Source organism: Bradyrhizobium sp. NBAIM14 (assembly GCF_020193895.1).
GTDB classification, from domain to species: domain Bacteria; phylum Pseudomonadota; class Alphaproteobacteria; order Rhizobiales; family Xanthobacteraceae; genus Bradyrhizobium; species Bradyrhizobium yuanmingense.
Map to the genome: position 1 here is coordinate 25966 of NZ_JADYVQ010000005.1, position 24736 is coordinate 50701.

At 64.3% G+C, this 24736-nt stretch carries 23 protein-coding genes; 16 read left to right on the top strand and 7 right to left on the bottom strand.

What is annotated here, in order from left to right; all coding sequences use genetic code 11:
- Position 1 precedes the first annotated feature (1 nt).
- From I6F28_RS14415 to I6F28_RS14430, 4 genes are all read left to right on the top strand, one after another.
- Positions 2–886, top strand: coding sequence for an amidohydrolase family protein (locus tag I6F28_RS14415; RefSeq protein ID WP_225140167.1), 885 nt, complete (start codon positions 2–4; stop codon positions 884–886).
- Positions 887–950: 64 nt separating this feature from the next.
- Complete coding sequence (locus tag I6F28_RS14420) at positions 951–1664, top strand: PIG-L deacetylase family protein (protein ID WP_225140168.1); 714 nt, start codon at positions 951–953, stop codon at positions 1662–1664.
- A complete protein-coding gene (locus I6F28_RS14425; protein WP_225140169.1) occupies positions 1661–2539 on the top strand; it encodes a substrate-binding domain-containing protein in 879 nt (292 codons plus the stop codon). The genes I6F28_RS14420 and I6F28_RS14425 overlap by 4 nt, the downstream gene beginning before the upstream one ends.
- Positions 2539–3462, top strand: coding sequence for a DUF1932 domain-containing protein (locus tag I6F28_RS14430; protein WP_225140170.1), 924 nt, complete (start codon positions 2539–2541; stop codon positions 3460–3462). Before I6F28_RS14425 ends, I6F28_RS14430 begins: the two co-directional genes overlap by 1 nt.
- Here I6F28_RS14430 and I6F28_RS14435 read toward each other — a convergent pair whose 3' ends face one another.
- Entirely contained in the window at positions 3463–3786 is a 324-nt protein-coding gene (locus I6F28_RS14435) for a hypothetical protein (protein WP_085968782.1), read from the bottom strand.
- A gap of 196 nt (positions 3787–3982) precedes the next feature.
- Entirely contained in the window at positions 3983–5218 is a 1236-nt protein-coding gene (locus I6F28_RS14440) for an amidohydrolase family protein (protein WP_109144106.1), read from the bottom strand.
- Positions 5219–5368: 150 nt separating this feature from the next.
- On the opposite strand from I6F28_RS14440, the gene I6F28_RS14445 reads away from it, so the two are divergent.
- The gene (locus I6F28_RS14445) at positions 5369–5785 is read left to right on the top strand and encodes a nuclear transport factor 2 family protein (RefSeq protein ID WP_225140171.1); all 417 of its coding nucleotides are present in this window, start codon (positions 5369–5371) and stop codon (positions 5783–5785) included.
- Here I6F28_RS14445 and I6F28_RS14450 read toward each other — a convergent pair.
- Positions 5782–6540 carry a GntR family transcriptional regulator gene (locus I6F28_RS14450; protein ID WP_057028867.1) on the bottom strand — a complete coding sequence of 253 codons (759 nt, stop codon included), beginning with the start codon at positions 6538–6540 and terminating at the stop codon, positions 5782–5784. The genes I6F28_RS14445 and I6F28_RS14450 overlap by 4 nt on opposite strands.
- 193 nt (positions 6541–6733) lie before the next feature.
- Between I6F28_RS14450 and I6F28_RS14455 the strand changes: the two genes are divergently transcribed.
- The 5 genes from I6F28_RS14455 (at position 6734) to I6F28_RS14475 (ending at position 11927) form a co-directional block, all read left to right on the top strand.
- Entirely contained in the window at positions 6734–7591 is an 858-nt protein-coding gene (locus I6F28_RS14455; protein WP_225140172.1) for an ABC transporter ATP-binding protein, read from the top strand.
- The gene (locus I6F28_RS14460; protein ID WP_036001283.1) at positions 7591–8367 is read left to right on the top strand and encodes an ABC transporter permease; all 777 of its coding nucleotides are present in this window, start codon (positions 7591–7593) and stop codon (positions 8365–8367) included. The genes I6F28_RS14455 and I6F28_RS14460 overlap by 1 nt, the downstream gene beginning before the upstream one ends.
- 39 nt (positions 8368–8406) lie before the next feature.
- Positions 8407–9432 (top strand): ABC transporter substrate-binding protein, encoded by a 1026-nt coding sequence (locus I6F28_RS14465; RefSeq protein WP_109144102.1) that lies wholly within the window; start codon positions 8407–8409, stop codon positions 9430–9432.
- A 16-nt stretch (positions 9433–9448) separates the two neighbouring features.
- Positions 9449–10882: an amidohydrolase family protein gene (locus tag I6F28_RS14470; protein ID WP_225140173.1), complete on the top strand. Its 1434-nt coding sequence runs from the start codon at positions 9449–9451 to the stop codon at positions 10880–10882.
- Positions 10883–11018: 136 nt separating this feature from the next.
- Positions 11019–11927, top strand: a complete 909-nt coding sequence (locus I6F28_RS14475; RefSeq protein ID WP_225140174.1) for an amino acid ABC transporter substrate-binding protein — start codon at positions 11019–11021, stop codon at positions 11925–11927.
- Positions 11928–11948: 21 nt separating this feature from the next.
- On the opposite strand, the gene I6F28_RS14480 is transcribed toward I6F28_RS14475, so the two are convergent.
- Both I6F28_RS14480 and I6F28_RS14485 read right to left on the bottom strand, forming a co-directional pair.
- A complete protein-coding gene (locus tag I6F28_RS14480) occupies positions 11949–13160 on the bottom strand; it encodes an acyl-CoA dehydrogenase family protein (protein WP_225140175.1) in 1212 nt (403 codons plus the stop codon).
- A 31-nt stretch (positions 13161–13191) separates the two neighbouring features.
- Entirely contained in the window at positions 13192–14817 is a 1626-nt protein-coding gene (locus I6F28_RS14485) for a long-chain fatty acid--CoA ligase (RefSeq protein WP_225140176.1), read from the bottom strand.
- Between the two features lie 177 nt (positions 14818–14994).
- Here I6F28_RS14485 and I6F28_RS14490 point away from each other — a divergent pair, with 177 nt between their 5' ends.
- The 6 genes from I6F28_RS14490 to I6F28_RS14515 all read left to right on the top strand — a co-directional run bounded on the left by I6F28_RS14490 (position 14995) and on the right by I6F28_RS14515 (position 20007).
- Positions 14995–16848 (top strand): flavin-containing monooxygenase, encoded by a 1854-nt coding sequence (locus tag I6F28_RS14490; RefSeq protein WP_225140177.1) that lies wholly within the window; start codon positions 14995–14997, stop codon positions 16846–16848.
- Between the two features lie 40 nt (positions 16849–16888).
- The gene (locus I6F28_RS14495; RefSeq protein ID WP_036001257.1) at positions 16889–17707 is read left to right on the top strand and encodes a lytic murein transglycosylase; all 819 of its coding nucleotides are present in this window, start codon (positions 16889–16891) and stop codon (positions 17705–17707) included.
- A gap of 113 nt (positions 17708–17820) precedes the next feature.
- Positions 17821–18042, top strand: coding sequence for a hypothetical protein (locus I6F28_RS14500; protein WP_007592399.1), 222 nt, complete (start codon positions 17821–17823; stop codon positions 18040–18042).
- Between the two features lie 12 nt (positions 18043–18054).
- Positions 18055–18477, top strand: coding sequence for a hypothetical protein (locus I6F28_RS14505; protein ID WP_036001255.1), 423 nt, complete (start codon positions 18055–18057; stop codon positions 18475–18477).
- Positions 18478–18961: 484 nt separating this feature from the next.
- Positions 18962–19408, top strand: coding sequence for a MaoC family dehydratase (locus I6F28_RS14510; RefSeq protein WP_036001252.1), 447 nt, complete (start codon positions 18962–18964; stop codon positions 19406–19408).
- A gap of 86 nt (positions 19409–19494) precedes the next feature.
- Complete coding sequence (locus I6F28_RS14515; protein WP_036001249.1) at positions 19495–20007, top strand: hypothetical protein; 513 nt, start codon at positions 19495–19497, stop codon at positions 20005–20007.
- Between the two features lie 36 nt (positions 20008–20043).
- Here I6F28_RS14515 and I6F28_RS14520 read toward each other — a convergent pair whose 3' ends face one another.
- Complete coding sequence (locus tag I6F28_RS14520) at positions 20044–23232, bottom strand: efflux RND transporter permease subunit (RefSeq protein ID WP_225140178.1); 3189 nt, start codon at positions 23230–23232, stop codon at positions 20044–20046.
- Between the two features lie 182 nt (positions 23233–23414).
- Positions 23415–24659 (bottom strand): efflux RND transporter periplasmic adaptor subunit, encoded by a 1245-nt coding sequence (locus tag I6F28_RS14525; protein WP_036001246.1) that lies wholly within the window; start codon positions 24657–24659, stop codon positions 23415–23417.
- Positions 24660–24736 lie beyond the last annotated feature (77 nt).

Sequence of the window (24736 nt, forward strand, 5' to 3'; positions counted from 1 at the left end):
CATGACGATGATGTACACGCCGACCATTCCACCGCCCGATCCTGATACGCGCACGCCGAAGTTCAGGCTGCCGAAGCTGTCGTGTGACGCGCATTGCCACATCTTCGGGCCCGGCGCGAAATACCCTTACGCGCCGGAGCGTTCCTACACGCCGCCGGATGCGCCGCTGGACGATTTTCGCGCGCTGCATGCCAAGCTCGGCGTGGAGCGCGCCGTCATCGTCAATGCCAGCGTGCACGGCACCGACAACAGGGTGGCGCTCGATGCGATCGCTGAGAGCAATGGCGCCTACCGGGCGGTCGCCAACATCGACGATACCATCACCGAGCGCGACCTGCGCGTCCTGCACGAGGGCGGTTTTCGCGGCTGCCGCTTCAATTTCGTCCGCCATCTCGGCGGCGTCCCCGACAAGCGCGTCTTCGACCGCATCGTCGCGATGGTCACGCCGCTCGGCTGGCACATCGACCTGCATTTCGATGCGATCGATCTGCCCGAATATGCCGACATGCTGACAAGGCTGCCCCTGACCTACACCATCGACCATATGGGCCGGGTGAAGGCGGCAGACGGGCTCGACCAGCTGCCGTTCAAGATCCTGATCGAGCTGATGCAGCGCGATGACAAGTGCTGGGTGAAGATCTGCGGCTCGGAGCGGGTGTCCTCTATCGGTCCGCCGTTCACCGATGCGGTGCCGTTCGCGCGAGAGATCGTCGAGACCGCGCCGGATCGCGTCATCTGGGGCACGGACTGGCCCCATCCCAACGTCAGGGTGATGCCGAATGACGGCGATCTCGTCGATTTGATCCCGCTGTTCGCGCCGGAGCCGGAGCTCAAGACGAAGATTCTGGTCGACAATCCCGCGCGCCTGTTCGGGTTCGAAGCGTGACGAGACGTTGCGCGACATGCGTTGCGGACGCTGGCGGATGCATACGAACGAAAAGGAGTAGCCCATGAAAACAGGCCTCGTCGTCACCGCCCATCCCGGCGATTTCGTCTGGCGCGCCGGCGGCGCCATCGCGCTACACGCGAAGAAAGGTTATCGCGTGAAGATCGTGTGCCTGTCCTTCGGCGAGCGCGGCGAGAGCCAGTTCGCCTGGAAGGAGCAGGGCGCGACGCTGGAATCGGTCAAGGCCGGCCGCAAGGACGAAGCGGAGCGGGCAGCCCGGCTACTGGGCGCCGAAATCGAGTTCTTCGATTGCGGTGACTATCCGCTGAAGCTCACCGAGGCGCATTTCGATCGTATGGTGGACATCTACCGCGAGCTCAATCCGAGCTTCGTCCTGACGCATGCGCTGGAAGACCCCTATAATTTCGACCATCCGAACGCCGCGCATTTCGCGCAGGAGACGCGCGTGGTCGCGCAGGCCATGGGCCACAAGCCCGGCGCGCAGTACAAATATTCGACCCCGCCGGTGTTCCTGTTCGAGCCGCATCAGCCCGAGCAGTGCAATTACAAGCCGGACACGATCCTCAAGATCGACGAAGTCTGGAAGGAGAAGTATGAGGCGTTCCAGATTCTCGCTGCGCAAAAACATCTCTGGGGCTATTACGAGCGCGTCGCGCTGAACCGCGGCATCCAAGGCAGCCGCAACACCGGCGTTCCCATGACCTATGGTGAGGCCTATCAGCGCCTGTTTCCGACCGTGGCGGAGGAGTTGGCGTGACGCCGGTCCGCACCATCAGGCTGAAAGCCGTGCTCGGCAGCCACCCTCACGTCGAGGCGGTGAAGAGCGGCGCGCTCCGCTCCGACCTGTTCGATCTCGACTTCGTCGCGTACACGCCGACCAACACGGCGTTCAAGCCAATGGTGCGCGAGCAGGCCTTCGACGTCTGCGAGATGGCGATCGTCACCTATCTGATGGCGAAAGCGCACGGCAAGCCGCTGGTGCTGCTGCCGGCGACCATGCTCGGCCGCTTCCAGCATTCCTACGCTCTCTATAATCCCGCGCATGGGACGCTCGGGCCCACTGATCTCGAAGGCAAGCGCGTCGGTATCCGCTCCTTCACGACCACGACGGGCGCCTGGATCAGGGGCATCCTCGCCAACGATTGCGGCGTCGATCTCGACAGGATTCGCTGGATAACCTTCGAGGATCCGCATGTCGCCGAATATGTCGACACCACCGAGCGCGCGCCGAAGGACAAGAAGATCCTGCAGATGCTGCGCGACGGCGAGCTCGATGCCGTTCTGGGCGAGACCTCCGATGATCCCAAGCTGAAGCCGTTGTTTCCCGATCCGGCCGCAGAGGCCGCCCGATGGTATGCGCGGCGCAGCGTCGTGCCGGTCAATCATCTCGTGGTCGTGACCGAGAGCCTCGCGAAATCGCGCCCCGACGTGGTCGCCGGCGTTTATGATCTCTTGAAGCGGAGCAAGGCGCAGGCAGGGCCGGCGGCAACGCCCGACCTCGTTCCGTTCGGGATCGAGGTCAACAGAAAACCGCTCGAGCTGATCGTCGACTACGCATTCCAGCAGGCACTGATCCCGCGCCGCTATGCGGTAGAGGAACTCTTCGACGAGACGACACGAGGGCTGAACTGATGGCAGGTGATCCCAGGCGCTGGCAGATCGGGTTGGTCGGCTATGGCGAGGTCGGCAGGATACTGGCTGAGGATTTGCGCCAGCAGGACATCAAAGTCTCAGCCTACGATATCAAGCTCGGAGGCGAGCAGGGTGTGCCGCTGCAGGAGCATGCGGCGAAATTCGCTGTCGCTCTTGCGACCTCTCACGCCGAGCTGACCGCGAAATCCGACTTCATCATCTCCGCCGTCACGGCGAGCCAGGCCGTGCCGGTCGCAGAGGCCTGTGCGACGGCGATCAACCAGGGCACCTGGTTTCTCGATTTCAACTCGGCCTCTCCCGGCGCCAAGCAGCGCGCGGCGGCGCTGATCGACGGTGCCGCCGGGCGCTATGTCGAGGGCGCGGTGATGACCTCGGTGCCGCCTTATCGCATCAAGGTGCCCTTGCTGCTCGGCGGACCCGGCGCGAGAGAGCTCGAGCCGCTGCTGAACGCGATCGGTTTCGCGGCCAAGGTTGCCAGTGACAAGCTCGGCGTGTCCTCGGCCGTCAAAATGTGCCGCAGCATCATGATCAAGGGCCTGGAGGCCATGGTCATCGAGAGCTTCACGACAGCGCGCGCCTATGGTGTCGAGGATGCGGTGTTGCCTTCGCTTGCGGAGACGTTCCCCGGGATCGATTGGGAGGAGCTGGGCGCCTATTGCTTCCAGCGCGTGATCGAGCACGGCCGCCGCCGGGCCGAAGAGGTGCGGGAGGTTGCCGAGACCGTGCGCGAGGCGGGGCTGACGCCATGGTCGGCGCAAGGCACGGCCGAGCGGCAGGCCTGGATGGCTGATCTCGCCGATGAGGGGCTGTTCGGGTTGAGGGGCAGCAGCGAATTCGCCCGCAGTGCGGACTGGCGCACCGAGGCGGACCGGATCCTGGCGAAGATCAATCGGACGAAATAGTCAGCTCAGGACCGGGTCGCGGGATTCGAAGCTCCCGACCTGGTCACGCGCGCGTTCGATGAGGTCGATCAGATTGCGGGATTTACGGACGAGCTGCTCGGTGGCCGGCTGGGTGCGGAACTCCGCCAGCACGGCGCGAACGCACTTGCTGGCGGCATCGAGCGTCCAGAGCGTACGGTTCACGTCGGCCTGCGTCTGGATGGCCGAGATGTCGAGGCCCGAGAGAACGTGGCCGATGCCGTCCAGCCGCTTCACCGCCGTATCGGTCGGCGTTCGGGCGTGGACGGAATCATCGATGCTGCTGAATGCGCTGAACAGACTCATACTTCCCCACTGAACGCAGATTGTCAGTGCACGTCCTAGTTACGGCGGCGCGGCCTGCCTCGCAATGCGTTGAGCTACGGTCCGGGATTCTACCGAACTCGGGTCGGCGCGGACCGGCGGTAAAATCGAACTGCCGTGGCCCCGCGGCCGATCAGGTCGTGCGCGCGATGCCCGAAATATCGGCCGCGAAACGCGCTCAGCTCTTGAACAGGGTCGGCCGCGGCCGTGCAAATGTCTGCCGGCCGCGCTTGAAGCCCATCAGGACGTCGGGCAGCTCGGCGATCGCGAGTCGGCTGTCCCTGGTATCGAGCACGATCAGATCGGCGGGATTGCCGACCTCGATGCCGTAGTCGGCGAGGTTCATCAGCCGGGCCGGCAGCTCGGTCACGAGGTCCAGGCAGGTGTCGAAGTCGCTGACAGAGGCGTGCGCGACGTTGGCGTAGAAGTTCGCCATCCGCAGCAGCGAGGCATCGCCGAACGGCGTGAAGGGATTGAGCACGTTGTTGGTCGCGACCGAGCAGAGCACGCCGTCGCCGGCAAGCTTGTGGGCGAGGGTCAGCCCGCGCGGCGCGTTGTGCGTGGCCTCGCGCCCCATCAGATAGAGATCGGTCGCGGGCAGGACGGTGACCGCAACGCCTGACCTTGCCAGTTGCGCAGTGGCCGCCTTCATCCGTTCGCGGGGCAAGGCCGACAGTTTCGTGGCATGGCCGATCGCGACGCGTCCGCCATAATTGCGCTGCTCGGTCTGGCGACAGACCTCGTCGAGATGCCACCAGGAGGGATCGAGGTCGAAGTCGAGATGGAGGTCGACGTCGATGTCGAATTCCCCGGCAAGGTCGAAGATGCGCGCAAGGTGCGCGTTCGGGTCGGTGTCCATGTAGGGGCAGCCGCCGATGGCTTCACCACCCTCGCGAAGCGCCTGGATCAGCAGCTCCTCCGCTCCGGGATCATTGGTGAGGCCTTCCTGCGGGAAGACGCAGAGCTCGAGATCGATCGCCCAGGCGTAATCGCGCTTCAGCGCCTTGACCGCCTCGAAGCCGCGAAGGCCGATGCGAGGGTCGATCTCGACATGCGTGCGCATGCGCGTCGTGCCGTTGACGATGGCGCGTTCGAGCACTCTTGCGCCGCGTGCGTAGACGTCCTCGATCGTGAAATCCTTCTTCATCGCGGCGACGGCGCGGATCGCCTCCGAGACGCTGCCGTGATCGTGGCCGCAGCGGCCGAGCAGGCAGGCCTTGTCGAGATGGATGTGGGTGTCGACGAAGCCGGGCAGGGCGAGGAGGCCGCCGAGATCGACGTCGGCGGCCTCGCAGGCCAGCTTGGGCGCGATCGCGGCGATGCGGCCGTCCTTCACCCCGATATCGACCGGTGCGGCGGAAGAGCGCAACAGCGCGTTGCGGAAGATCAGGTCGAAGGTGGCTTGGGTGGTCATGGCGTTGGATTCAGCCGTGGCAGCCTAGCGGAAGCCGTGGGGGCGGGCAGCTCCAGATTGTGTGCAATGCTGGGGCTGGATTGTCCAAAAATTGTGCATGCACTTTGAGGCCCGGATTGTAAGATAGCGGCATCCGGAGAGAATCCCGCGATGTCTACTGCCGCAAAATCCGAAAGCCCGATGACCGACGCCGAGATTGTCGAAGCCTATCTTACCGCTTCGATGATACCGGATCCCGACGCCGCTGCGGCCTATATGAAGCCGGGCACGGTGATCACGTTCACCGGCGGGCGCGCGTTCGACCATCCGCGCGGGCCGACCGGCTTCAACGCGAAACGCTATCGCTGGGTCAAGAAGAAGATGGACCGGTTCGACGTCTGCCCGGGCACGGACGAGACCGTCGTCTACAGCGTCGGCACGCTCTATGGCGAATGGATGGACGGCACGCCGTTCGAGGGCAACCGCTATGTCGATCGCTTCGTCGTGAGGGACGGGCAGATCGTGAAGATGGATGTCTGGAACGACAGCGCCGAGCGCATCCTCGTCCAGCGCGGCATCGAGGCCTAACTCCGTCGAGCCAGCTTCGGCAGCTTGATCACCCGATTGCTCGTCACCTCGTCCGCATAGGGTGCGAGGATGTCGAGCAGATCGCGGCCACGCTGCGGAGTGGGAGCGACCAGCGCACGATTGGCCACCGAATCCAGGTGATGATGCATCAATTCCATCACCTTGGCCGCATCGCCCTTGGCAAGCGCCGCGATGATGGCGCGGTGCTCGTTGATGGCGCATTCGGTGGAATGCGGCCGGCTGTACAGCGACAGCGTCAGGCAGCAGCGATAGGCGACCTCGCTGACATAGCGCACCAGAATCGGGCTGTTCGTCATATGGGCGAGCAGAATGTGGAATTCGGTCGCGAGTCGGATCGACACCGCATCCGTGCCGCCGCGGGCGCGATCCTCGGCATCGACATGGGCGTTCAGCTCGGCGATCTGCGCCTTGGTCAGCTTGCCCGCGAGCTGGCGCACGACGAGGCGTTCGAGCTCGATGCGGATGTCGAAGGCATCGCGCGCCTCCTGCCAGCTCGGCGTCGCCACCACGGCGATCCGGTTGCGGCGGAGCTCGACCAGGCCTTCGGCGGCGAGTTGACCCAGCGCATGGCGGGCAATGGTGCGGCTGACGCCGAAACGTTCGCCGAGCGCATCTTCCGGCAGCTTGGCGCCGGGCTCCAGCGCCTGCTCGATGATGGCGCGCCGGAGCGCGCGGCAGATCACGCTGACCTTGTCCGACGATTCAGAAGTCTTGCTGCTGGCGCGTGCCGCCATCGGCGAATCCCCTGGGAGTGATCTCTCTCTTTAGCACAGGCTCGCGTCGATTCAGCGCTCCAATTGCATGCAGTTTGGCCTCCGGACTGCCTAAATCGAATCCGGCGGTTTGGCGCGGATTCGGCTAGGCCTTTGATTTCGCGGGGCTCGATCGCTGGCATCCAGCTTGCATGCACTTTTTTCCGTGATGCGCATGCAACCCAACGCCCAGTTCGACGGCCAGCCCGTTCCCGAAGGCTCTGCGACGATCGCCATCGAGCTGTCGGAGGCCTCGGTGACCTTCGGGCGCGGCGACCGCGCCGTGCCTGCTTTGTCGAAGACCACGCTCAAGATCGCCGACGGCGAGTTTGTCGCATTGGTCGGCCCATCCGGATGCGGCAAATCGACCATTTTGCGGCTGGTCAGCGGCCTGGTGCAGCCGACCAGCGGCGTCGTCATCGTCGGCGGCCGCGAGGTGGCGGCACGGGCGATGCGGGTCGGCATGGCCTTTCAGAACCCGACCATGCTGCCGTGGATGACGATCGAGCGGAACATCATGCTGCCGCTGAAGATCGTCGAGCCGTTCCGCTCGAAGTTCCGCAAGCTGCGCAAGACCGAATTCCGCGACAAGGCCAATGCGCTGCTGGAGCAGGTCGGCCTCAAAGGGTTCGGCAACCGCTATCCCTGGCAGCTCTCCGGCGGCATGCTCCAGCGCGCCAATCTCTGCCGTGCGCTGATCCACGAGCCGCGCATGCTGCTGCTGGATGAGCCCTTCGGTGCGCTCGACCAGTTCACGCGCGAGGAGCTTTGGGCGATCCTCCAGAACCTCTGGATGACGCACAAGCCGACGGTGCTGCTGGTCACGCACGATCTGCGCGAAGCCGGCTTCCTTGCCAGCCGCATCTGTGTGATGAGCGCGCGTCCCGGCCGCATCCTCGACGACAGCCGGGTCGACTTCGCGCGGCCGCGCACGGTCGCGATGACGTTCGAGCCGGATTTCGTCGCGCTGAACCAGAAGCTGCGCGCCTTCATCGAGGATGCGCGCAGCGCCGCTGAGCAGGGGGCAGGCTGATGTTCGGGATCGATGTCAGGCAGAAAGCGTGGTCGGCGGGGCTGATCGTGCTGTTCTTCGTCGCCTGGGAGCTGTTCTGCCTGATGACCGGCATGTCCGACCTGGTGCTGCCGCGGCCCTCGCAGGTCTTCGTGACGCTGGTCCAGCGCTTCCCGGTGCTGTGGCCGCACATCGTGCAGACGCTCGCCACCACCATGCTCGGCTTCGTGCTTGGCGTCGCGCTCGGCGTCGCCCTCGGCGCGATCATCGGCGTGTCGAAGACGGCCTACGACACCTGCTATCCGCTGCTGATCGGCTTCTCCTCGATCCCCAAGGTCGCGGTGGTGCCGATCTTTGTGCTGTGGTTCGGCTCCGGCACGGTGCCGGCGGTGCTGACTGCGCTGTCGATCTGCTTCTTCCCGATCGTGGTCAATATCGCGACGGGACTTGCCACCACGGAGCCCGAGCTCGAGGACGTCTTGAAGGCGCTCGGCGCCAGCAAGCTCGATATCCTCTGGAATGTCGGTCTGCCGCGCACCATGCCGTTCTTCTTTGCTTCGCTGAAGGTCGCGATCTCCTACGCCTTCGTCGGCGCGGTGCTGTCGGAGACGGTCGCCTCCAACCGCGGCATCGGCAACGTCATGATGACCGCGTCCTCCAATTTCAACGTGCCGCTGGTGTTCGCGGGCTTGTTCGTGCTCGCCGGGCTCGGTGTCGCGCTCTACGTCGTGTTCTCGCTGATCGAAGGACAGGTCACCGGCTGGGCCACGCGCAAGAACGACGTGATCGCCACCTGATTTCTTGAACCGTCACGCAACGAAGCTGAGGAGGTCTCGATGTTGAGGAAGTTAACCGCCGCGCTGCTTGGATTGGCGCTATCCGCAGGCGCCGCCACCGCGCAGGAGACCACGATCAAGTTCACGCTAGGCTGGAAAACCCAGGGCAGCGACGCTGCCTTCTTCTATGCCAAGGACAACGGCTTCTTCAAAGAGGAAGGCCTCAACGTCGTCATCGATCAGGGCGAGGGCTCCGGCGCCACCGTCACGCGCGTGATGTCGGGCGCCTATGACGCCGGCTTCGGCGACGTCAACGCCATCATCCAGAACGCCTCGACCAAGCCGCAGGAGGCGCCCGTCATGGTCTACATGATGTGGAATCAGCCGCCGTTCGCCATCGTCGCCAAGAAGAGCAGCGGCATCAACACCATCAAGGATTTCGAAGGCCGCACGCTCGGCGGTGCGCAGGGCACGCCGACCACGCGCTTGTTGCCGGTGTTCACCCGCAAGAACGGGCTCGACGGCGAGAAGATCAAGATCTCCAACATGGCGCCGAACCTGCAGGAGCCGATGCTGATCAAGGGTGACATCGATGCGGCCCTCGTCTTCAACATCACCAGCTATTTCAATCTGGTGCTCAACCGCCAGGATCCGGACAAGGACTTCAAATGGTTCTCCTTCGGTGAATATGGCCTCGATCTCTACTCCAACGGCGTGATGGTCTCCCGCAAGCTGATCGCCTCGAATCCGAAGGCCGTGGCGGGCCTGGTGCGCGCCATCAACAAGGGTGCGATCGCGATTGCCAAGGACCAGAATGCCGGCATGAAGGCGGCACTGAACTACGACAACCTCATCAACGCCGAGGTGGAGAAGCGCCGGCTGCAATATTCCTTCGAGAAGCTGATCGTCTCGCCGGAGATGAAGGAGATCGGCATCGGCGACATCAAGGACGACCGGATGACGCGCGCGATCGGCATCGTGGTCGAGGGCTATCAGCTCGCCCGTGCGCCGACGCCGGCGGAGGTGTTCTCGCGCGAATTCCTGCCGCCGCGCGCGGAGCGGGAACTGGTGTACACTGCCAACTGAGATTGGAGGAACAGCCATGGCCACGGAGATCTCGGCAACCAGCCTGTTCCGTGGCCCTGACCGTGGCGTCAGCGAGAACGTCGTGCTGCGGCACGACGAGGGCGTCATCACCGAAATCTCGGAAGGAGCGGGGCCGGCGCCTCGCTCCTTCGTCATCCCCGCCTTCGTCAACGCCCATGATCATGCCCGTGCCACGGCGTCGTCCTTCGGTGCGGTCGGCATGCCCCTGGAAAGCTGGATTTTGCGCACCGCGCTGGGCTCGCCGGTCGATCCCTATCTGACAGCCGTCTCGGCATTGGCCCGTTCCGCCAAGGCAGGCTGCGCGGCGATGATGGTCCATTACACGCGTCCGAGCGGGACGATGCCGCTGCTGGACGAGGCTAAGACCATCGCGAAGGCCGCATCCGACGTCGGGATTCGCATGGCGTTTGCAATGGCGGTGCGCGACCAGAACCCCATCGTCTACGGTGATGCCGAGCCGGTGCTTTCAGGGCTTCCCGGGGACGATCGCAAGACGATCGAGGATCTCTTCGTTCGCGCGCCGCTGTCGCCGAAGGCCTATATCGAGCTGACCGACGCAATTGCCGCAGCCATCGCCGGACCGATGGTCGACGTGCAGCTCGGGCCGGCCGGTGTGCAATGGTGCTCGAAGCCGCTGCTGGAGGCCGTCGCGGAGAACTCCGCGCGGACCGGTCGCCGCATTCACATGCATCTGTTGGAAACAGTTTATCAGCGCGCCTGGGCCGACCAGCACTTTCCGGACATGGTGCGCTGGCTTCGCGACGTCGGCTTTCTCTCCGAGCGGCTGACGCTGGCGCATTGCATTCACGCCCGCCCCGAAGAGCTCGAGATGATCGCGGCCTCCGGCGCGCGCATCGTCACCAATTTCAGCTCGAACATGCACCTGCGTTCGGGCCTCGCCCCGATCGCCGCCGCGCACGGATGCGGCTGTGCCATCGCCGTCGGCGTCGACGGGCTGGCTTTGGACGAGGACGACGACATTTTGCGCGAGATGCGGCTGGTGCAGATGGTCCACGGCGGCCTCGGCTTCAAGGCGACATGGACGCCGGCCGAGATGTTTTCGCTCGCCATCCGCAACGGACGCCATGCGACCGGGGCGCCCGGGAATGGTGAGCTCGCCGCGGGCAATCCCGCCGACTACGTCGTGATCGATCTTGACCGGCTCGATCGAGACCAGATCATGCCGGTCGATCCCATGGCGCTGCTGTTCGCGCGCGGCAATGCGTCGCTGGTGAAGGAGGTCGTCGTCGCCGGCAAGACCATCGTGAGGGAAGGGGGCTGCACGAGCGTCGACCTGGTGGCCGTCGAGCGGGAATTGCGGGCGATGTACCGCGCCAATGTCGGCAAGCTCGACAGCTTCCGGCGGGTGTGGCCGTCCCTGTCGGATCGGTTGAGCGGCTGGTTCGAGCAGCAGCTGACCTGCGAGTGACGCGCCGATGGGCGCCGCGACGGAATGCATATCAAACAGCGATAGCTGGTAGACGCAGCCTCGTCTGGCGCATGACCGACCTCTAGGCTATCAGCTCCTCGATAGTTCGACACCAATCCCCTTCGAGGAGCCCCTGATGCGCCTACCGACCATTCTCCTGGCCCTGACATGTCTTGCCGGCGCAGCTTCGGCCGAAGACCTCACGGGCACGCTCCAGAAGGTCAAGGAGACCAAGAAGATCACGCTGGGCTATCAGGAGGCCTCCGTCCCATTCAGCTATCTCGACGGCAACCAGAAGCCGGTCGGCTTTGCCATGGACATCTGCCTCCGTATCGTCGAAGCCGTGAAGAAGCAGCTCGGCATATCAGACATTTCGGTCGAGACTGTCGCGGTGACGTCCTCGAACCGGATTCCTTTGATGGTCAACGGCACGCTCGACCTGCATTGCTCGGCGACCACCAACAATGCCGACCGCCAGAAGCAGGTCGCCTTCACCAACACGCACTTCCTCAGCGCGACGCGGTTCGCGGCCAGGAAGGCGGCGAGCATCAAGACCATCGACGATCTCAAGGGCAAGGCGGTCACGGCGGTCGCGGGATCTGTGAACCTGACGCAGCTCGCCAAGGTCAACACCGAGCGCAATCTCGGCATCAACATCATGCCGGCCAAGGACCAGGCCGAGGCGTTCCTGCTGCTGGAGACCGACCGCGCCCAGGCCTATGCGCTCGACGACGTCCAGCTCGCGGTCGCGATCGCGCGGTCGAAGGAGCCGCAAGCTTACATGATCAGCGAAGAAGCGTTCTCCAAGCCTGAGCCCTACGGCATCATGCTGCGGCGGGAGGATGCGCCGTTCAAGGCGCTCGCCGATCGCGCCACCGCGGAGCTTTATGCCAGCCCCGAGATCGAGGTGCTCTACAAGAAATGGCTGCAATCGCCGACGCCGCCGAACGGCCTCAACTACAACGTCCCGATGTCATCAGCCTTGCGCAACGCCTTCAAGAAACCGAGCTCGAGCGCCGATCCTGACGTCTATGTGGTGAACTGAAGCGAAGGAAGAGCGCCTTTCTTACGCGTTCGAGTATTTCTTCAGTTCGAGCCGCGCGATCTGGTTGCGATGGACCTCATCGGGTCCATCGGCAAGTCGCAGCAAACGCGCGGTGGCGTAGGCCTGCGTCAGGCCGAAATCGTTCGAGGTGCCGCCGCCGCCATGGGCCTGAATGGCCCAGTCGATGATCTGACAGGCCATGTTGGGCACGGCGACCTTGATCATTGCGATCTCTGCCTTCGCCACCTTGTTGCCGACCGTGTCCATCGCATGGGCCGCGTTCAGCGTCAGTAGCCGCGCCTGCTCGATCATGATGCGCGCCTCCGCAATGCGCTCCTGCGTCACCGTCTGCTCCGAGACGGGCTTGCCGAAGGCGACCCGGCTCCGCACGCGGCGGCACATCTTCTCCAGCGTGCGTTCGGAAAGGCCGATCAGCCGCATGCAATGATGGATGCGGCCGGGCCCGAGACGGCCCTGCGCAATCTCGAAGCCGCGGCCCTCGCCGAGCAGCATGTTCTCCTTGGGCACGCGCACATTGGTGAACACCACTTCGGAGGCGCGGTCGGGCACTCCGTAGAAGCCGAACACGGGCAGGGGACGCTTGACCTCGATGCCCGGCGTGTCCATCGGCACCAGGATCATGGATTGCTGCTTGTGACGGTCGGGATTGTCGGGGTCGGTCTTGCCCATGAAGATGCAGATCTTGCAGCGCGGGTCGGTCGCGTTGGTGGTGTACCATTTGCGCCCGTTGATGACGTAATGGTCCCCGTCGCGTACGATCGAGCTCTCGATGTTGGTCGCATCGGATGATGCGACCGCCGGCTCGGTCATGGCGAAGCAGGAGCGGATTTCGCCCGCGAGCAGCGGCTTCAGCCAGCGCTCCTTGTCCCGCTCGCTGCCGTAACGCTCCAGCACCTCCATGTTGCCGGTGTCGGGCGCCGAGCAGTTGAAGACTTCAGGAGCAAGGTGCGAACGGCCCATCACCTCGCACAGTGGCGCGTATTCGAGATTGGAGAGGCCCGCGCCGTGATCGCTCTCGGGCAGAAACAGATTCCACAGCCCCTCCGCGCGCGCCAGCGGCTTAAGCTCCTCGACGACCGGATAGACCTTCCACGGCCCGAGCTCTTCAGCCTCGCGGTAGAAGCGCTCCTCGTTCGGATAGATGTGCCGGTCCATGAAGCTTTCGAGCCTGCGCTTGAGCTCGACGACTTTCGGCGACATCGGATAGAGCATTTTCTGGTCTCCTTGATCGACGGCGAGCGGGTCACGCGACCCGGTACTCTTTGAACCTATCGCGCAGAGCGGATTTCAGCACCTTGCCGGTGCCGGTCATCGGGAATTCGTCGAGGAATTCGACAGCGTCCGGCAGCCACCAGCTCGCGATCTTCGGACGCATGTGCTCGAGCAGCGCCTTGCCGTCGACGGTCGCGCCCTTCTTGCGGACGACGAGGAGTAGGGGGCGCTCCTGCCATTTCTCGTGGCTGATCGCGACGACGGCCGCTTGCAGCACGTCGGGGTGGGACAGGGCGATGTCCTCGAGCTGGATCGAGGAGATCCACTCGCCGCCGGACTTGATCACGTCCTTGGAACGGTCGGTCAGCGTGACGTGGCCTTGTGGGTCGATCACGGCCATGTCGCCGGTGATCAGCCAGCCGTCGCGGTCGAGGCCTTCGTCCAGCTTCATGTAGCCGGAGGCGACCCAGGGGCCACGGGCGCGCAGATGGCCGACGGTCTTGCCGTCGCGCGGCAGCTCGTTGCCGGCATCATCGACGATGCGCAAGGCGGTGCCGAAGCAGGCGCGGCCGGAGACCTGGCGCCGGTCGAATTTCTCCTTCTCGCTGAGATGCTCCGAGCCCGGCCGCAGGCCGGGCATCGAGCAGCCCAGCGCCTCGGTCATGCCCCAGGCCTGGATGTAATCGACATTGTACTCGCGCTTCAGCTTCTCCACCATGGCGCGCGGTGGGGCCGAGCCCGACGACAACGTCGCGCGCAAGGCCGAGAATTTGTTGCCGGTCCGTCCGAGCCAGTCGAGCAGGATCAGCCAGAAGCTCGGCACGCCCGCCGACAGCGTCACCTTCTCGCCTTCCAGCAATTCATAGAGCTTGTCCGGCTCGTAGTTGCGGCCGGGCAGTACCAGCTTGGAGCCGGTATAGGGCGCGGTGAACGGCATGTTCCAGCCATTGCCGTGGAACAGCGGCGCCATCGGCATCATCACCTCGCGCACGCCTTCGACGTGTCCCGGCAGGAAGTCGAAATTGCAGCAGGTCATGGTCTGCAGGATCGCGGCGCGGTGCGAGTAGATTACGCCCTTGGGATTGCCCGTCGTGCCTGACGTGTAGCAGATCGTGGAGGCAGACTTCTCGTCGAACTCCGGCCAGGCGAAGCCGGCATCGTTCTCGCGTTCCAGAAGCTCTTCGTAACAATGCACGTTCGCGAGATTCGTCTCCGGCATCCGCTCGCGCGAGGACATCACGACATAGGCTTCGACCGTCGTTAGCTGCGGCGCGATCGCCTCCACGAGCGGCAGCGTGGCGCGATCGATGAAGAGCAGGCGGTCCCCGGCATGGTTGATGATGTAGATGAGCTGCTCGGGAAACAGCCTGGGATTGACCGTGTGCAGCACGTAGCCCATGCCCGGCGCGGCGTAGAACATCTCGAAATGCCGGTGTGTATTCCAGGCCAGCGTTCCGACGCGATCGCCTTGCTTCATGCCGAGCCGCTTCAGCGCCAGCGCCATGCGCTTGATGCGCGGATGCGCGTCTGAGTAGGTGTAGCGATGGATGTCGCCCTCGATCTCGCGTGCGACGATCTCGGCTTCGCCATGATAATCGGCCGCATACTGGATCAGGCCGCTGATCAGCAGCGGCATGTCCATCATCAATCCCTGCATGGTCTCCCTCCGGATAGCCACGTCGTTGCATGGCGTAGGCTCGTGATTTGCGCTCGAGGTTAGCGGAACGTCACGCAGCGTTCACGCAAAAAACAATCAGCGTGATTGCATGCAGCGCTTTTTCGGCGCTAACGTGCGGTGAGCTGCCGGCGAAGCAGCATGCGCGGGAGGAATCGAATGTCAGCGGAAAGACACAAGACCGATGCAAGCGGCGCTTCTACGGTCGATATTTCCGCCCTCCGTGCCCGTTATCGCGACGAGCGCGACCGCCGTCTGCGCGCCGAGGGCAAGGCGCAGTATGTCGAGGTTGCGGGCGAGTTCGGCCGTTATCTCGACGACCCCTGGGCCGATCCCGGATTTGCGCGCGCGGCCATCAACGAAGCGACCGAAGTGCTCATCGTCGGCGGTGGCTTCGGCGGCCTGCTGTGTGGCGCGCGATTGCGCGAGGCCGGCATCGCGGATTTTCGCATCGTGGAAAAGGCCGCCGACTTCGGCGGCACCTGGTACTGGAATCGTTATCCCGGCGCCGCCTGCGATACCGAGAGCTATATCTACCTGCCGTTGCTGGAAGAGACCGGTTACATGCCCGTGCGCAAATATGCCCGGGCGCCGGAGATCTACGAGCACTCGCGCCGCATCGGCCGTCATTTCGACCTGTACGAGCGCGCGCTGTTTCAGACCGTCATCTCGCGGATGACCTGGCAGGAGCATGAGGCGCGGTGGCTGGTCGAGACCAACAGGGGCGACCAGATCCGCGCGCGCTTCGTCATCCTCGCCGGCGGTCCGCTGAGCCGTCCGAAGCTGCCGGGGATTGCCGGCATCGAGACGTTCAGAGGTCACAGCTTTCATACCAGCCGCTGGGATTACGGCTACACCGGCGGCAACGCGAATGGTGGCCTTACCGGTCTTGCCGGCAAGCGCGTCGGCATCATCGGCACCGGCGCCACCGCCGTGCAATGCGTGCCGCATCTCGGCCGCTCCGCCAAGGAGCTCTATGTGTTCCAGCGCACGCCGTCCGCAATCGGCGTTCGCGACGATCGTCCGACGGACCCGACCTGGGCGCAGAGCCTCAAGCCAGGCTGGCAGCGCGAGCGCATGGACAACTTTACCGCCGTGATTTCAGGCGAGCCGTTCGAGCAGGACCTGGTGCAGGACGGCTGGACGGGCCTGCTCGGCGAAATCCTGCTGGCACCGCGCCGGCAAAAGCAGCCGGTGACCTCGATCGAGGAAGCGCTGAAGGTGATCGAGCAGGCCGACTATCGCAAGATGGAGGAGATCCGCGCGCGCGTCGACACCGTGGTCAAGGACGAGGCGACCGCGGCTGCGCTCAAGCCCTGGTACAAGGCGTTCTGCAAGCGGCCGTGCTTCCACGACGAATATCTGGACACCTTCAACCGTCCCAACGTGCATCTCGTCGATACCGGGGGGAAGGGCGTCGAACGCATCACCGAGAATGCCGTCGTCGCCGGCGGCAAGGCCTACGAGCTCGACTGCTTGATCTATGCCAGCGGCTTCGAGGTCGGCACCGATTACGCGCAGCGCATGGGCTTCGAGGTTTATGGCCGCGACGGCATGAGCCTGTCCGAGCGCTGGCAGGACGGCGTCAAGACGCTGCACGGCTTTTACAGCCGCGGTTTTCCGAACTGCTTCCTGATCGTCACCGTGCAGGCCGGCCAGAGCGCCAATTTTCCGCACATCATCGACGAGCAGTCGCAGCACATCGCCTATGTCATCAAGCAGGCGCGCGAGCGCAACGCACGCACCCTGGAGCCGACGCTTGCGGCCGAGAACGCCTGGGTCGAGGAGGTCGTCAAGGCCGCGCTCGGTCGGCAGACCTATCTCGCCGAATGCACGCCGGGCTACTACAATAACGAAGGCGTGTTCGATCCGATCGCGGCAAGAAACAGCCAATATTGGCGCGGGCCGGTGGCATTCCTGCGGCTGCTCGACAAATGGCGCAAAGAGGGCAACCTGGAAGGCCTCGAATTGTCCTATGATCGGGCCATGGAGTCGGCGCATTCCAGCGGGTAAGATTGCGCCGCCGAGCGGTACAGGACAGGAGAGGTCGGGCATGATCAGGGGCAGGGCTGTTGCGGGAGCGGTTCTTGGCGCAATGACGCTGCTCGGTTGCCTGGCATCCTCCGCCGAGGCCGCGCAATGCGGCAGCTCGCCGGCCGGCTTCGAGGCCTGGAAGCGCGAGTTCAGCGCGGAGGCGCAGGGCAAGGGCATCGGCCCCACGGCACTGTCGGCGCTGATGCAAACGAACTATGCCAGCGCCACGATCGCGGCCGACCGCGGCCAGCGCAGCTTCTCGCTGACGCTGGACCAGTTCCTGGCCAAGCGCGGCGCCACCACCATCGTCGCCAAGGGCCGGCAGCTCAAGCAGTCGCAGGCCGCTTTGTTCGCCTCGATCGAGCAGCGCTATGGCGTCCCGCCCGGGCCGCTGATCGCGATCTGGGGCATGGAGACCGGCTTCGGCAGCCAGCGCGGCAACCAGAACATGCTGTCGTCGATTGCGACCCTCGCCTATGACTGCCGCCGTCCCGAATTCTTCACCGACCAGCTCTATGCGGCCCTGAAGCTGATCGACCGCGGTACGCTGTCGGGATCGACCCGCGGCTCCATGCATGGCGAGGTCGGCCAGACCCAGTTCATGCCCAAGAGCATTCTGGCCTACGGCACCGGCAATCTCGAAGTTGCGGCCAATGCGCTGAACTCGACCGCGAATTTCCTCAAAGCCCATGGTTGGCGTGCGGGAGCCGGATACCAGCCGGGCGAGCCCAATTTCGCTGCCATCGAGGCTTGGAATGCCGCTGGTGTCTATCAGAAGGCGATCGCGCTGATGGGCCGGCAGATCGACGAGGGCGGGAGTGCCGCGGCCTCACGCTGAGCTCTTGCTCAGCGACGTGTGATGCGACGGCGAGAGAAAGTTGTTGCCTTCTGGAACCGACGGCACGAGGTTTGCTTTGATCAAGTTCAGGGCTGGGCATGAGGAGACTCAACATGGCTACCCAGATCGTGATGGACCAAACTGGCGATACGCGCCACGAGTTTGATCCTGGCAACGCCGAGGCGCTGGCGCGAGCCGAACGGCGCTTTCGTGAGCTGACCGGAGCGGGCTTCACCGCCGCGCTTCGAACCGGACCCGGCGAAGTGACCCGGATCCGATCGTTCGATCCGACCGCGCAGGAAACGCTGTTCTATCCCCGCCTGGTCGGCGGTTGATCTGAGCTGCTCATGATCGCGGCAGTTTGGCTCCGCGCGCCGGCGCGTGCGCGCCTGCATGCGCTGCGTGAACTCTATCGCCGCTTCTTCGGCGAGAACACGCCGGATGCGCGCGGCCGCCGGCTTCTGGCCGAATGGCTGTCACCGGCGCAGCGCGCTCAATTCGAGCAGTTTCGGTATTTCGACGTCGTCGGTTGCGACACCGGCCGGACCTATCGCATCCACTACGGCACAGCCGCCAACGTCCACGAGGTCGATAGTGAGGGGCGCGCGACGATGGGGTGGTGCTTCGTCCCGTCAGGCTTCCTGGTACCGGGCGATGTGATGTTGGCGCAGAAGATCGCGCTCGAGACGGACGAGAGAGGGGCGCTTGCGCTCGCCAACCGGTTTCCGCCGGCGACGCATTCCGAGCACTTCTACCGGCGACCTTTCTAGAGCATGATCCAGAGGAAAAGTGCGGAGCGGTTTTCCAAAAAGATCATGCTCAAACAACAACCTAAAGCGCGATGACGATTCATCCTAATCGCATCGCGCTTTAGCGTCAGAACGGTCAGGAATGCGTAGTGCGGTAAGCGTCGAACGCATGCGCCGCGAAGACGCCGATGCTGCACAGCGCGAGCAGGGCTGAGATCAGCTCGATCATAGCTCGTCCTCCCGCAGCGGCTGGGCAACGAGATTCTGGCAGCACGAATATTCGTAGATCAGGTCGAGGATGAACTGCATGGTGGCCGTCCCTGTATTTATTTTGACAACTACTTAAGCGGCCATCTGTTTCAGGCGTGTTTCGTCGCATCGGGAAAGGGGTTTCGTCAGGAACCTTGCGCTGGTTTGTGCGCTGCGGGCCCGCTATATCCCTCATGGCTCAGTCGATTTTGAGCCGTCTCTTCGGGAGCGGCACGTCATTTTGCGAGGCAAAATCATGGCGCAGGTCGAGTGGTTCGACGATCTCACCATCGGAATGCAGTTCAAATCCCCCGAAGTCGTGGTCACCGAGGCCGACATCAAGCGCTTTGCCGCCGAGTTCGATCCGCAGCCGATGCATCTCGACCACGAGGCGGCGAAGCAGACCCTGTTCAAGGGGCTTGCCGCCTCGGGATGGCACACCGCCGCGATAGCCATGAACCTTGCGATCCAGACCCGTCCGTTCGGCCCGCATCCGCTGATCGGCGCCGGTGTGGACGGCCTGCGCTGGACCATGCCGGTGCGGCCCAACGACCGCCTGCATCTGGTCGGCGAGGTCATGAGCCTGACGCCGTCGAAATCGAAGCCGCAAGGCATCGCGCTGGTGAAATGGACCATGTTCAACCAGAACGGCGAGGAGGTTTACACCTTCACTCCGATCGCGATCGTGCCGCGGCGGGGATAGGACGGCCGCCGGCCGTTCGCCTCGCCCTCTTGCGAGCCGCCGGGAGAGGTGGTCATCTCGGCGCGGGGAACGCGCTGGAGGCCGACATGAAACGATCTCTTCTTGCCGCCGGAATTCTCGCTTGCGTCTTGAGCGCAACCGCCTCGAGCTCGAGGCCCGCGCTTGCGCAACAATCCAAAGTCGGCGACTGGACCATCGAGAAGCGGGCGCAGGACACCCATTGCAATGCCAGCCGCGGCTACAAGGACAAGGATGACGAGAACCGCGACTACGTCATCGTGATCACCTATTCCGAGCAGGCGATCGTGATCGTGATGATCTACGACGGTTGGGAATGGGACAAGGCCGGTGAGATCCTCCGGGCCGATGTCGGCACCGACGATGCCGACATCATGAAGAAGGCCAAGTGGGAGGTCATGGACAAGACCACGGTGCGCGGCATCTTCGCATACGACCAGTCGATCATGGACCGCCTCGCGAAGGCCAAGCGCCTCACGCTGGACTTCGAGGACGACGACGATGACAGCATCGAGATGCAGATCCCGCGGGCCGGCGAGGCGCTGGCGGCGCTGAAATTCTGCGAGGAGAACCGGAAATGATGGTCCCGCCGGGGGCGTGCCGCGGCGGGACGCTGTTCACTCGGCAGGCCCCTGGACCGGCGCTGCGCTGATGTCACTGCCGTGATGAACCAGCGGCTTCATGCCGGTGACGGTTCTGAGCAGCACATAGAACACCGGCGTCAGGAATAGGCCGAACACGGTGACGCCGATCATGCCCGAGAACACGGCAACGCCCATGGCGCGCCGCATCTCCGAGCCGGCGCCGGTCGAGAGCACCAGCGGCAGCACGCCCATGATGAACGCCATCGACGTCATCAGGATCGGGCGTAGCCGCAAGCGGCTGGCTTCGATCGCAGCCCGGATCGGCGTGCGCCCGGCGAATTCGAGCTCGCGCGCGAATTCGACGATCAGGATCGCGTTCTTGGCGGAGAGGCCGACCAGCACGATGAGGCCGATCTGGGTGAAGACGTTGTTGTCGCCCTTGGAGATCCAGACGCCGAACATCGCGGCGAGCAAGCCCATCGGCACGATCATGATGATCGACAGCGGCAGGGTCAGGCTCTCATAGAGCGCGGCCAGCACCAGGAACACCAGCAGGATCGCCAGCGGAAACACCCAGATGCCGGAATTGCCGGCGATGAACTCCTGATAGGTCAGGTCGGTCCATTCGAAGGCAAAGCCCGGCGGCAGCACCTCCGCCGCGATCCGCGTCGCCGCTTCCTGCGCCTGGCCCGATGAAAAGCCCGGCGCGGCCGCCGCGTTGATATCGGACGAGAGGAAGCCGTTGTAGCGGATCGCGCGCTCCGGCCCCGCGCTCTGGCGGATATTGAGCAGCGCCGACAATGGCACCATGTCGCCGGACGACGAGCGCACCTTCAACTGTCTGATGTCGTCGGCGCGGGCGCGGAACGGCGCATCGGCCTGGACGCGGACCGAATAGGTGCGGCCGAACTTGTTGAAGTCGTTGACGTAGTAGGAGCCGAGGTAGATCTGCAGCGTGTTGAACACCTCGGTGACGGGCACGCCCAGCTGCAGCGCTTTGGTGCGGTCGATGTCGGCGAACAGCTGGGGCACGTTGACCTGGAAGCTGGAGAACACGCCCGCGATCTCCGGCGCCTTCTGCATCGCCGCCATGAAGGCGGTGGTTGCCTCGTTCAGGGCGTCATAGCCGAGACCGGCGCGGTCCTCGATCTGCAGCTTGAAGCCGCCGATGGTGCCGAGGCCGTTGACCGGCGGCGGCGGGAACATGGCGATGAAGGCTTCCTGGATGCCGGCATATTTCTTGTTCAGCTCGGCCGCGATCGCAGGGCCGCTGAGCGAGGGATCCTTGCGCTCGTCGAACGGCTTCAGCGTCGAGAACACGATGCCGGCATTGGATGAGTTGGTGAAACCGGAGATCGACAGGCCCGGGAAGGCTACCGAGCTCTCGACACCGGGCTGAGTCAGCGCGATGTCGCTCATCCTGCGGATCACCTCTTCGCTGCGGTCGAGCGTGGCGCCATCGGGCAGGCGGGCAAAGCCGACGAGGTACTGTTTGTCTTGGCCCGGCACGAATCCACCAGGCACCTGCTGGAACAGAAATGCGGTGAGTCCGACGAGGACCACATAAAGGCCCATCATCGCGGACTTACGCGAGATCACCTTGCCGACGCTGCCGCTGTAGTTCTCCGAGGACCGCGTGAACGCCTTGTTGAACCCGCGGAAGAACCAGCCGAGGCTCTTCTCCATGATCAGCGTCAGCCAGTCCTTCGGCTCGTTGTGGCCCTTGAGCAGCAGCGCCGACAACGCCGGAGACAGCGTCAGGGAATTGATGGCCGAGATCACCGTCGAGATCGCGATCGTTAGCGCGAACTGCTTGTAGAACTGTCCCGTGAGGCCGGAGATGAAGGCGAGCGGCACGAACACCGCGATCAGCACCAGCGCGATCGCGATGATCGGGCCCGAGACCTCGCGCATGGCCTGATAGGTGGCATCGCGCGGCGACAGCCCGGACTCGATGTTGCGCTCGACGTTCTCGACCACGACGATGGCGTCGTCGACGACAATGCCGATGGCGAGCACCAGGCCGAACAGGGTGAGCGCGTTGATCGAGAAGCCGAACACGTGCATCACGGCGAAGGTGCCGACGATCGACACCGGCACGGCCAGCAGGGGAATGATCGAGGCCCGCCAGGTCTGGAGGAACAGGATCACGACCAGCACGACCAGCGCGATCGCCTCCAAGAGCGTGTGGATCACAGCCTCGATCGAGGAGCGAACGAACTGGGTAGGGTCGTAGACGATCTGGTAGGACACGCCCTCCGGCATGTTCTTCTTGATCTCCGCCATGGTGGCGCGGACATTGTCGGAGATCTGCAGCGCGTTGGAGCCCGGCGCCTGGGAGATCGGGATTGCCACCGCATGCTTGTTGTCGAGCAGCGAGCGCAGGCCGTATTCGGACGCGCCGAGCTCGATGCGCGCGACATCGCGCAGACGGACGACCTCGCCGCGCGTGCCGGTCTTGACCACGATGTCGCCGAACTGCTCCTCGTTGGCGAGGCGGCCTTCGGCATTGACCGAGAGCTGGAGATCGATGCCTTTGACATTCGGAGAGGAGCCGACCACGCCGGCGGCGGCCTCGACGTTTTGCGCCTGGATCGCGCGCACGATGTCGCTTGCGGTCAGGCCGTGCTCGGCCGCCTTCTGCGGATCGACCCAGACCCGCATCGAATAGTCGCCGGCGCCATAGAGCTGGACGTCGCCGACGCCGTCGATCCGCGCCAGCCGGTCCTTGACGTTGAGCACGGCATAGTTGCGCAAATACGTCATGTCGTAGCGGCCGTTCGGCGACAACAGATGCACCACCATGGTGAGGTCGGGCGAGGACTTCTTGGTGATGATGCCGAGCTGGCGCACCACGGCCGGCAGGCGCGGCTCGGCCTGCTGCACGCGGTTCTGCACCAGCTGCGTCGCCTTGTCGGGATCGGTGCCGAGCCGGAACGTCACCGTCAGCGTCATCGCGCCGTCGGTGGTCGCCTGGCTCGACATGTAGAGCATGTTCTCGACGCCGTTGATCTGCTCCTCGATCGGGGTCGCCACTGTCTCCGCGATAACCTTGGGGTTGGCGCCGGGATAGGTAGCGCGCACCACGACGGAGGGCGGCACGACGTCGGGATATTCCGAGATCGGCATCGCGAACAGCGAGATCAGGCCGGCAAGGAAGATCAGGACCGACAGCACGCCGGCGAAAATCGGACGATCGATAAAGAACTTTGACAGATTCATGGCCTTGCCCCTGGGCAATATCCTGATGTTCTCCGAGACCTCCACTCGTCATTCCGGGGCGCGCGAAGCGCGAACCCGGAATCCTGAGGTGATGTGATCGGAGTTTCGTACGCTCGAGATTCTCAGGTGCGCAATTGCGCACCGTAGTTCGCGCGATGCGCGCCCCGGGATGACGGGGTGCATTAACGCTGCACCACGTCCTGGTTGCTGTGGTTCGACGCCTGCTGCGGCCCCCGTGCGCCCATCGCCGCCACCTCCGTCTTGAGGAGGGCTCCCGGACGCACGCGTTGCAGACCATTGACGACGATGCGGTCGCCGGACTTCAGGCCCGAGGTGACGATGCGAAGCCCATCGACGGCGCCGCCGAGCGTGACCGGCCGGTAGACGGCGCGGCTGTCGTCGCCGACTGCCATCACGAACTTCTTGTCCTGGTCGGTGCCGATCGCGCGCTCGTCGATCATCACCAGCGCCTGTTGCTTCGGCTGGCCCATGCGCACGCGCGCGAACTGGCCGGGGATGAGACGCCCATCGTCGTTGCGGAACACCGCGCGGACACGGATGGTGCCGCTCTGGCCGTTGACCTGGTTGTCGATCAGCTGGATGTTGCCCTTCGCGGACAAGCCGCCCGAGGTCGTCATCTCGACCGGGATCTGGTCGAGCTTGCCGCGTTGCCCGGAAGCATCGGCGATCGAGTTCAGCGCGCGCAGCACCACCTCTTCGTCCGCATCGAACGAGGCGTAGATCGGATTGACCGAGACCAGCGAGGTCAACACCGGCGAGGCGGTGCCGGCGGCGACGAGATTGCCGACGGTGACCTCGATCTTGCCGACGCGGCCATCCACGGGGGCGCGCACTTCGGTGTAGTCGAGATTGAGCTTTGCGGTCTGCAGCGTCGCCTCGGCCGCCTTGACGTTGGCGATTGCTTCGCGATTGGCGTTGTCGCGCTGGTCGTAGTCCCGCCGGGTGACCACGGCGTTGCCGACGAGCTGTGCGCCACGCTCGAGCTCGCTTTGGGTGAAGACGACGCGCGCTTTGGCGGCCTCGAGCTGGGCGGCAGCTTTGTCGACCTCGGCCGCATAGGGGGCGGGATCAATCTTGAACAGCACGTCGCCGGCCTTCACCAGCGCGCCCTCGGTGAAGTTCGCCGACATGATCGCACCCGCAACGCGGGGGCGGAGCTCGACACGGTTGATCGCCTCGAGCCGGCCGGAGAAATCGTCCCACAGCACGGTCTGCCGCGGCTCGATCATCGCGACGGTGACGGAAACGGCTTGTTCAGCTGCGGCCGCGGGTGCGGTCGCTTGCGCCGCATGAAAATAGCGGCCGGTCACGATCGAGCCGGCCGCGGCGAGGGCGCCCACGATGGCGACGCCGCCCAGAAGGCGGCGGAAATGGCCGGTGCGGGAGGTATTTTGGGAGGGATGCATTTGCGCGCTCCAGATATGTAGTGTTCACTACAGATGTGGAGCTGGATACCGCAGTGCAAGATACTTATGTACCAATC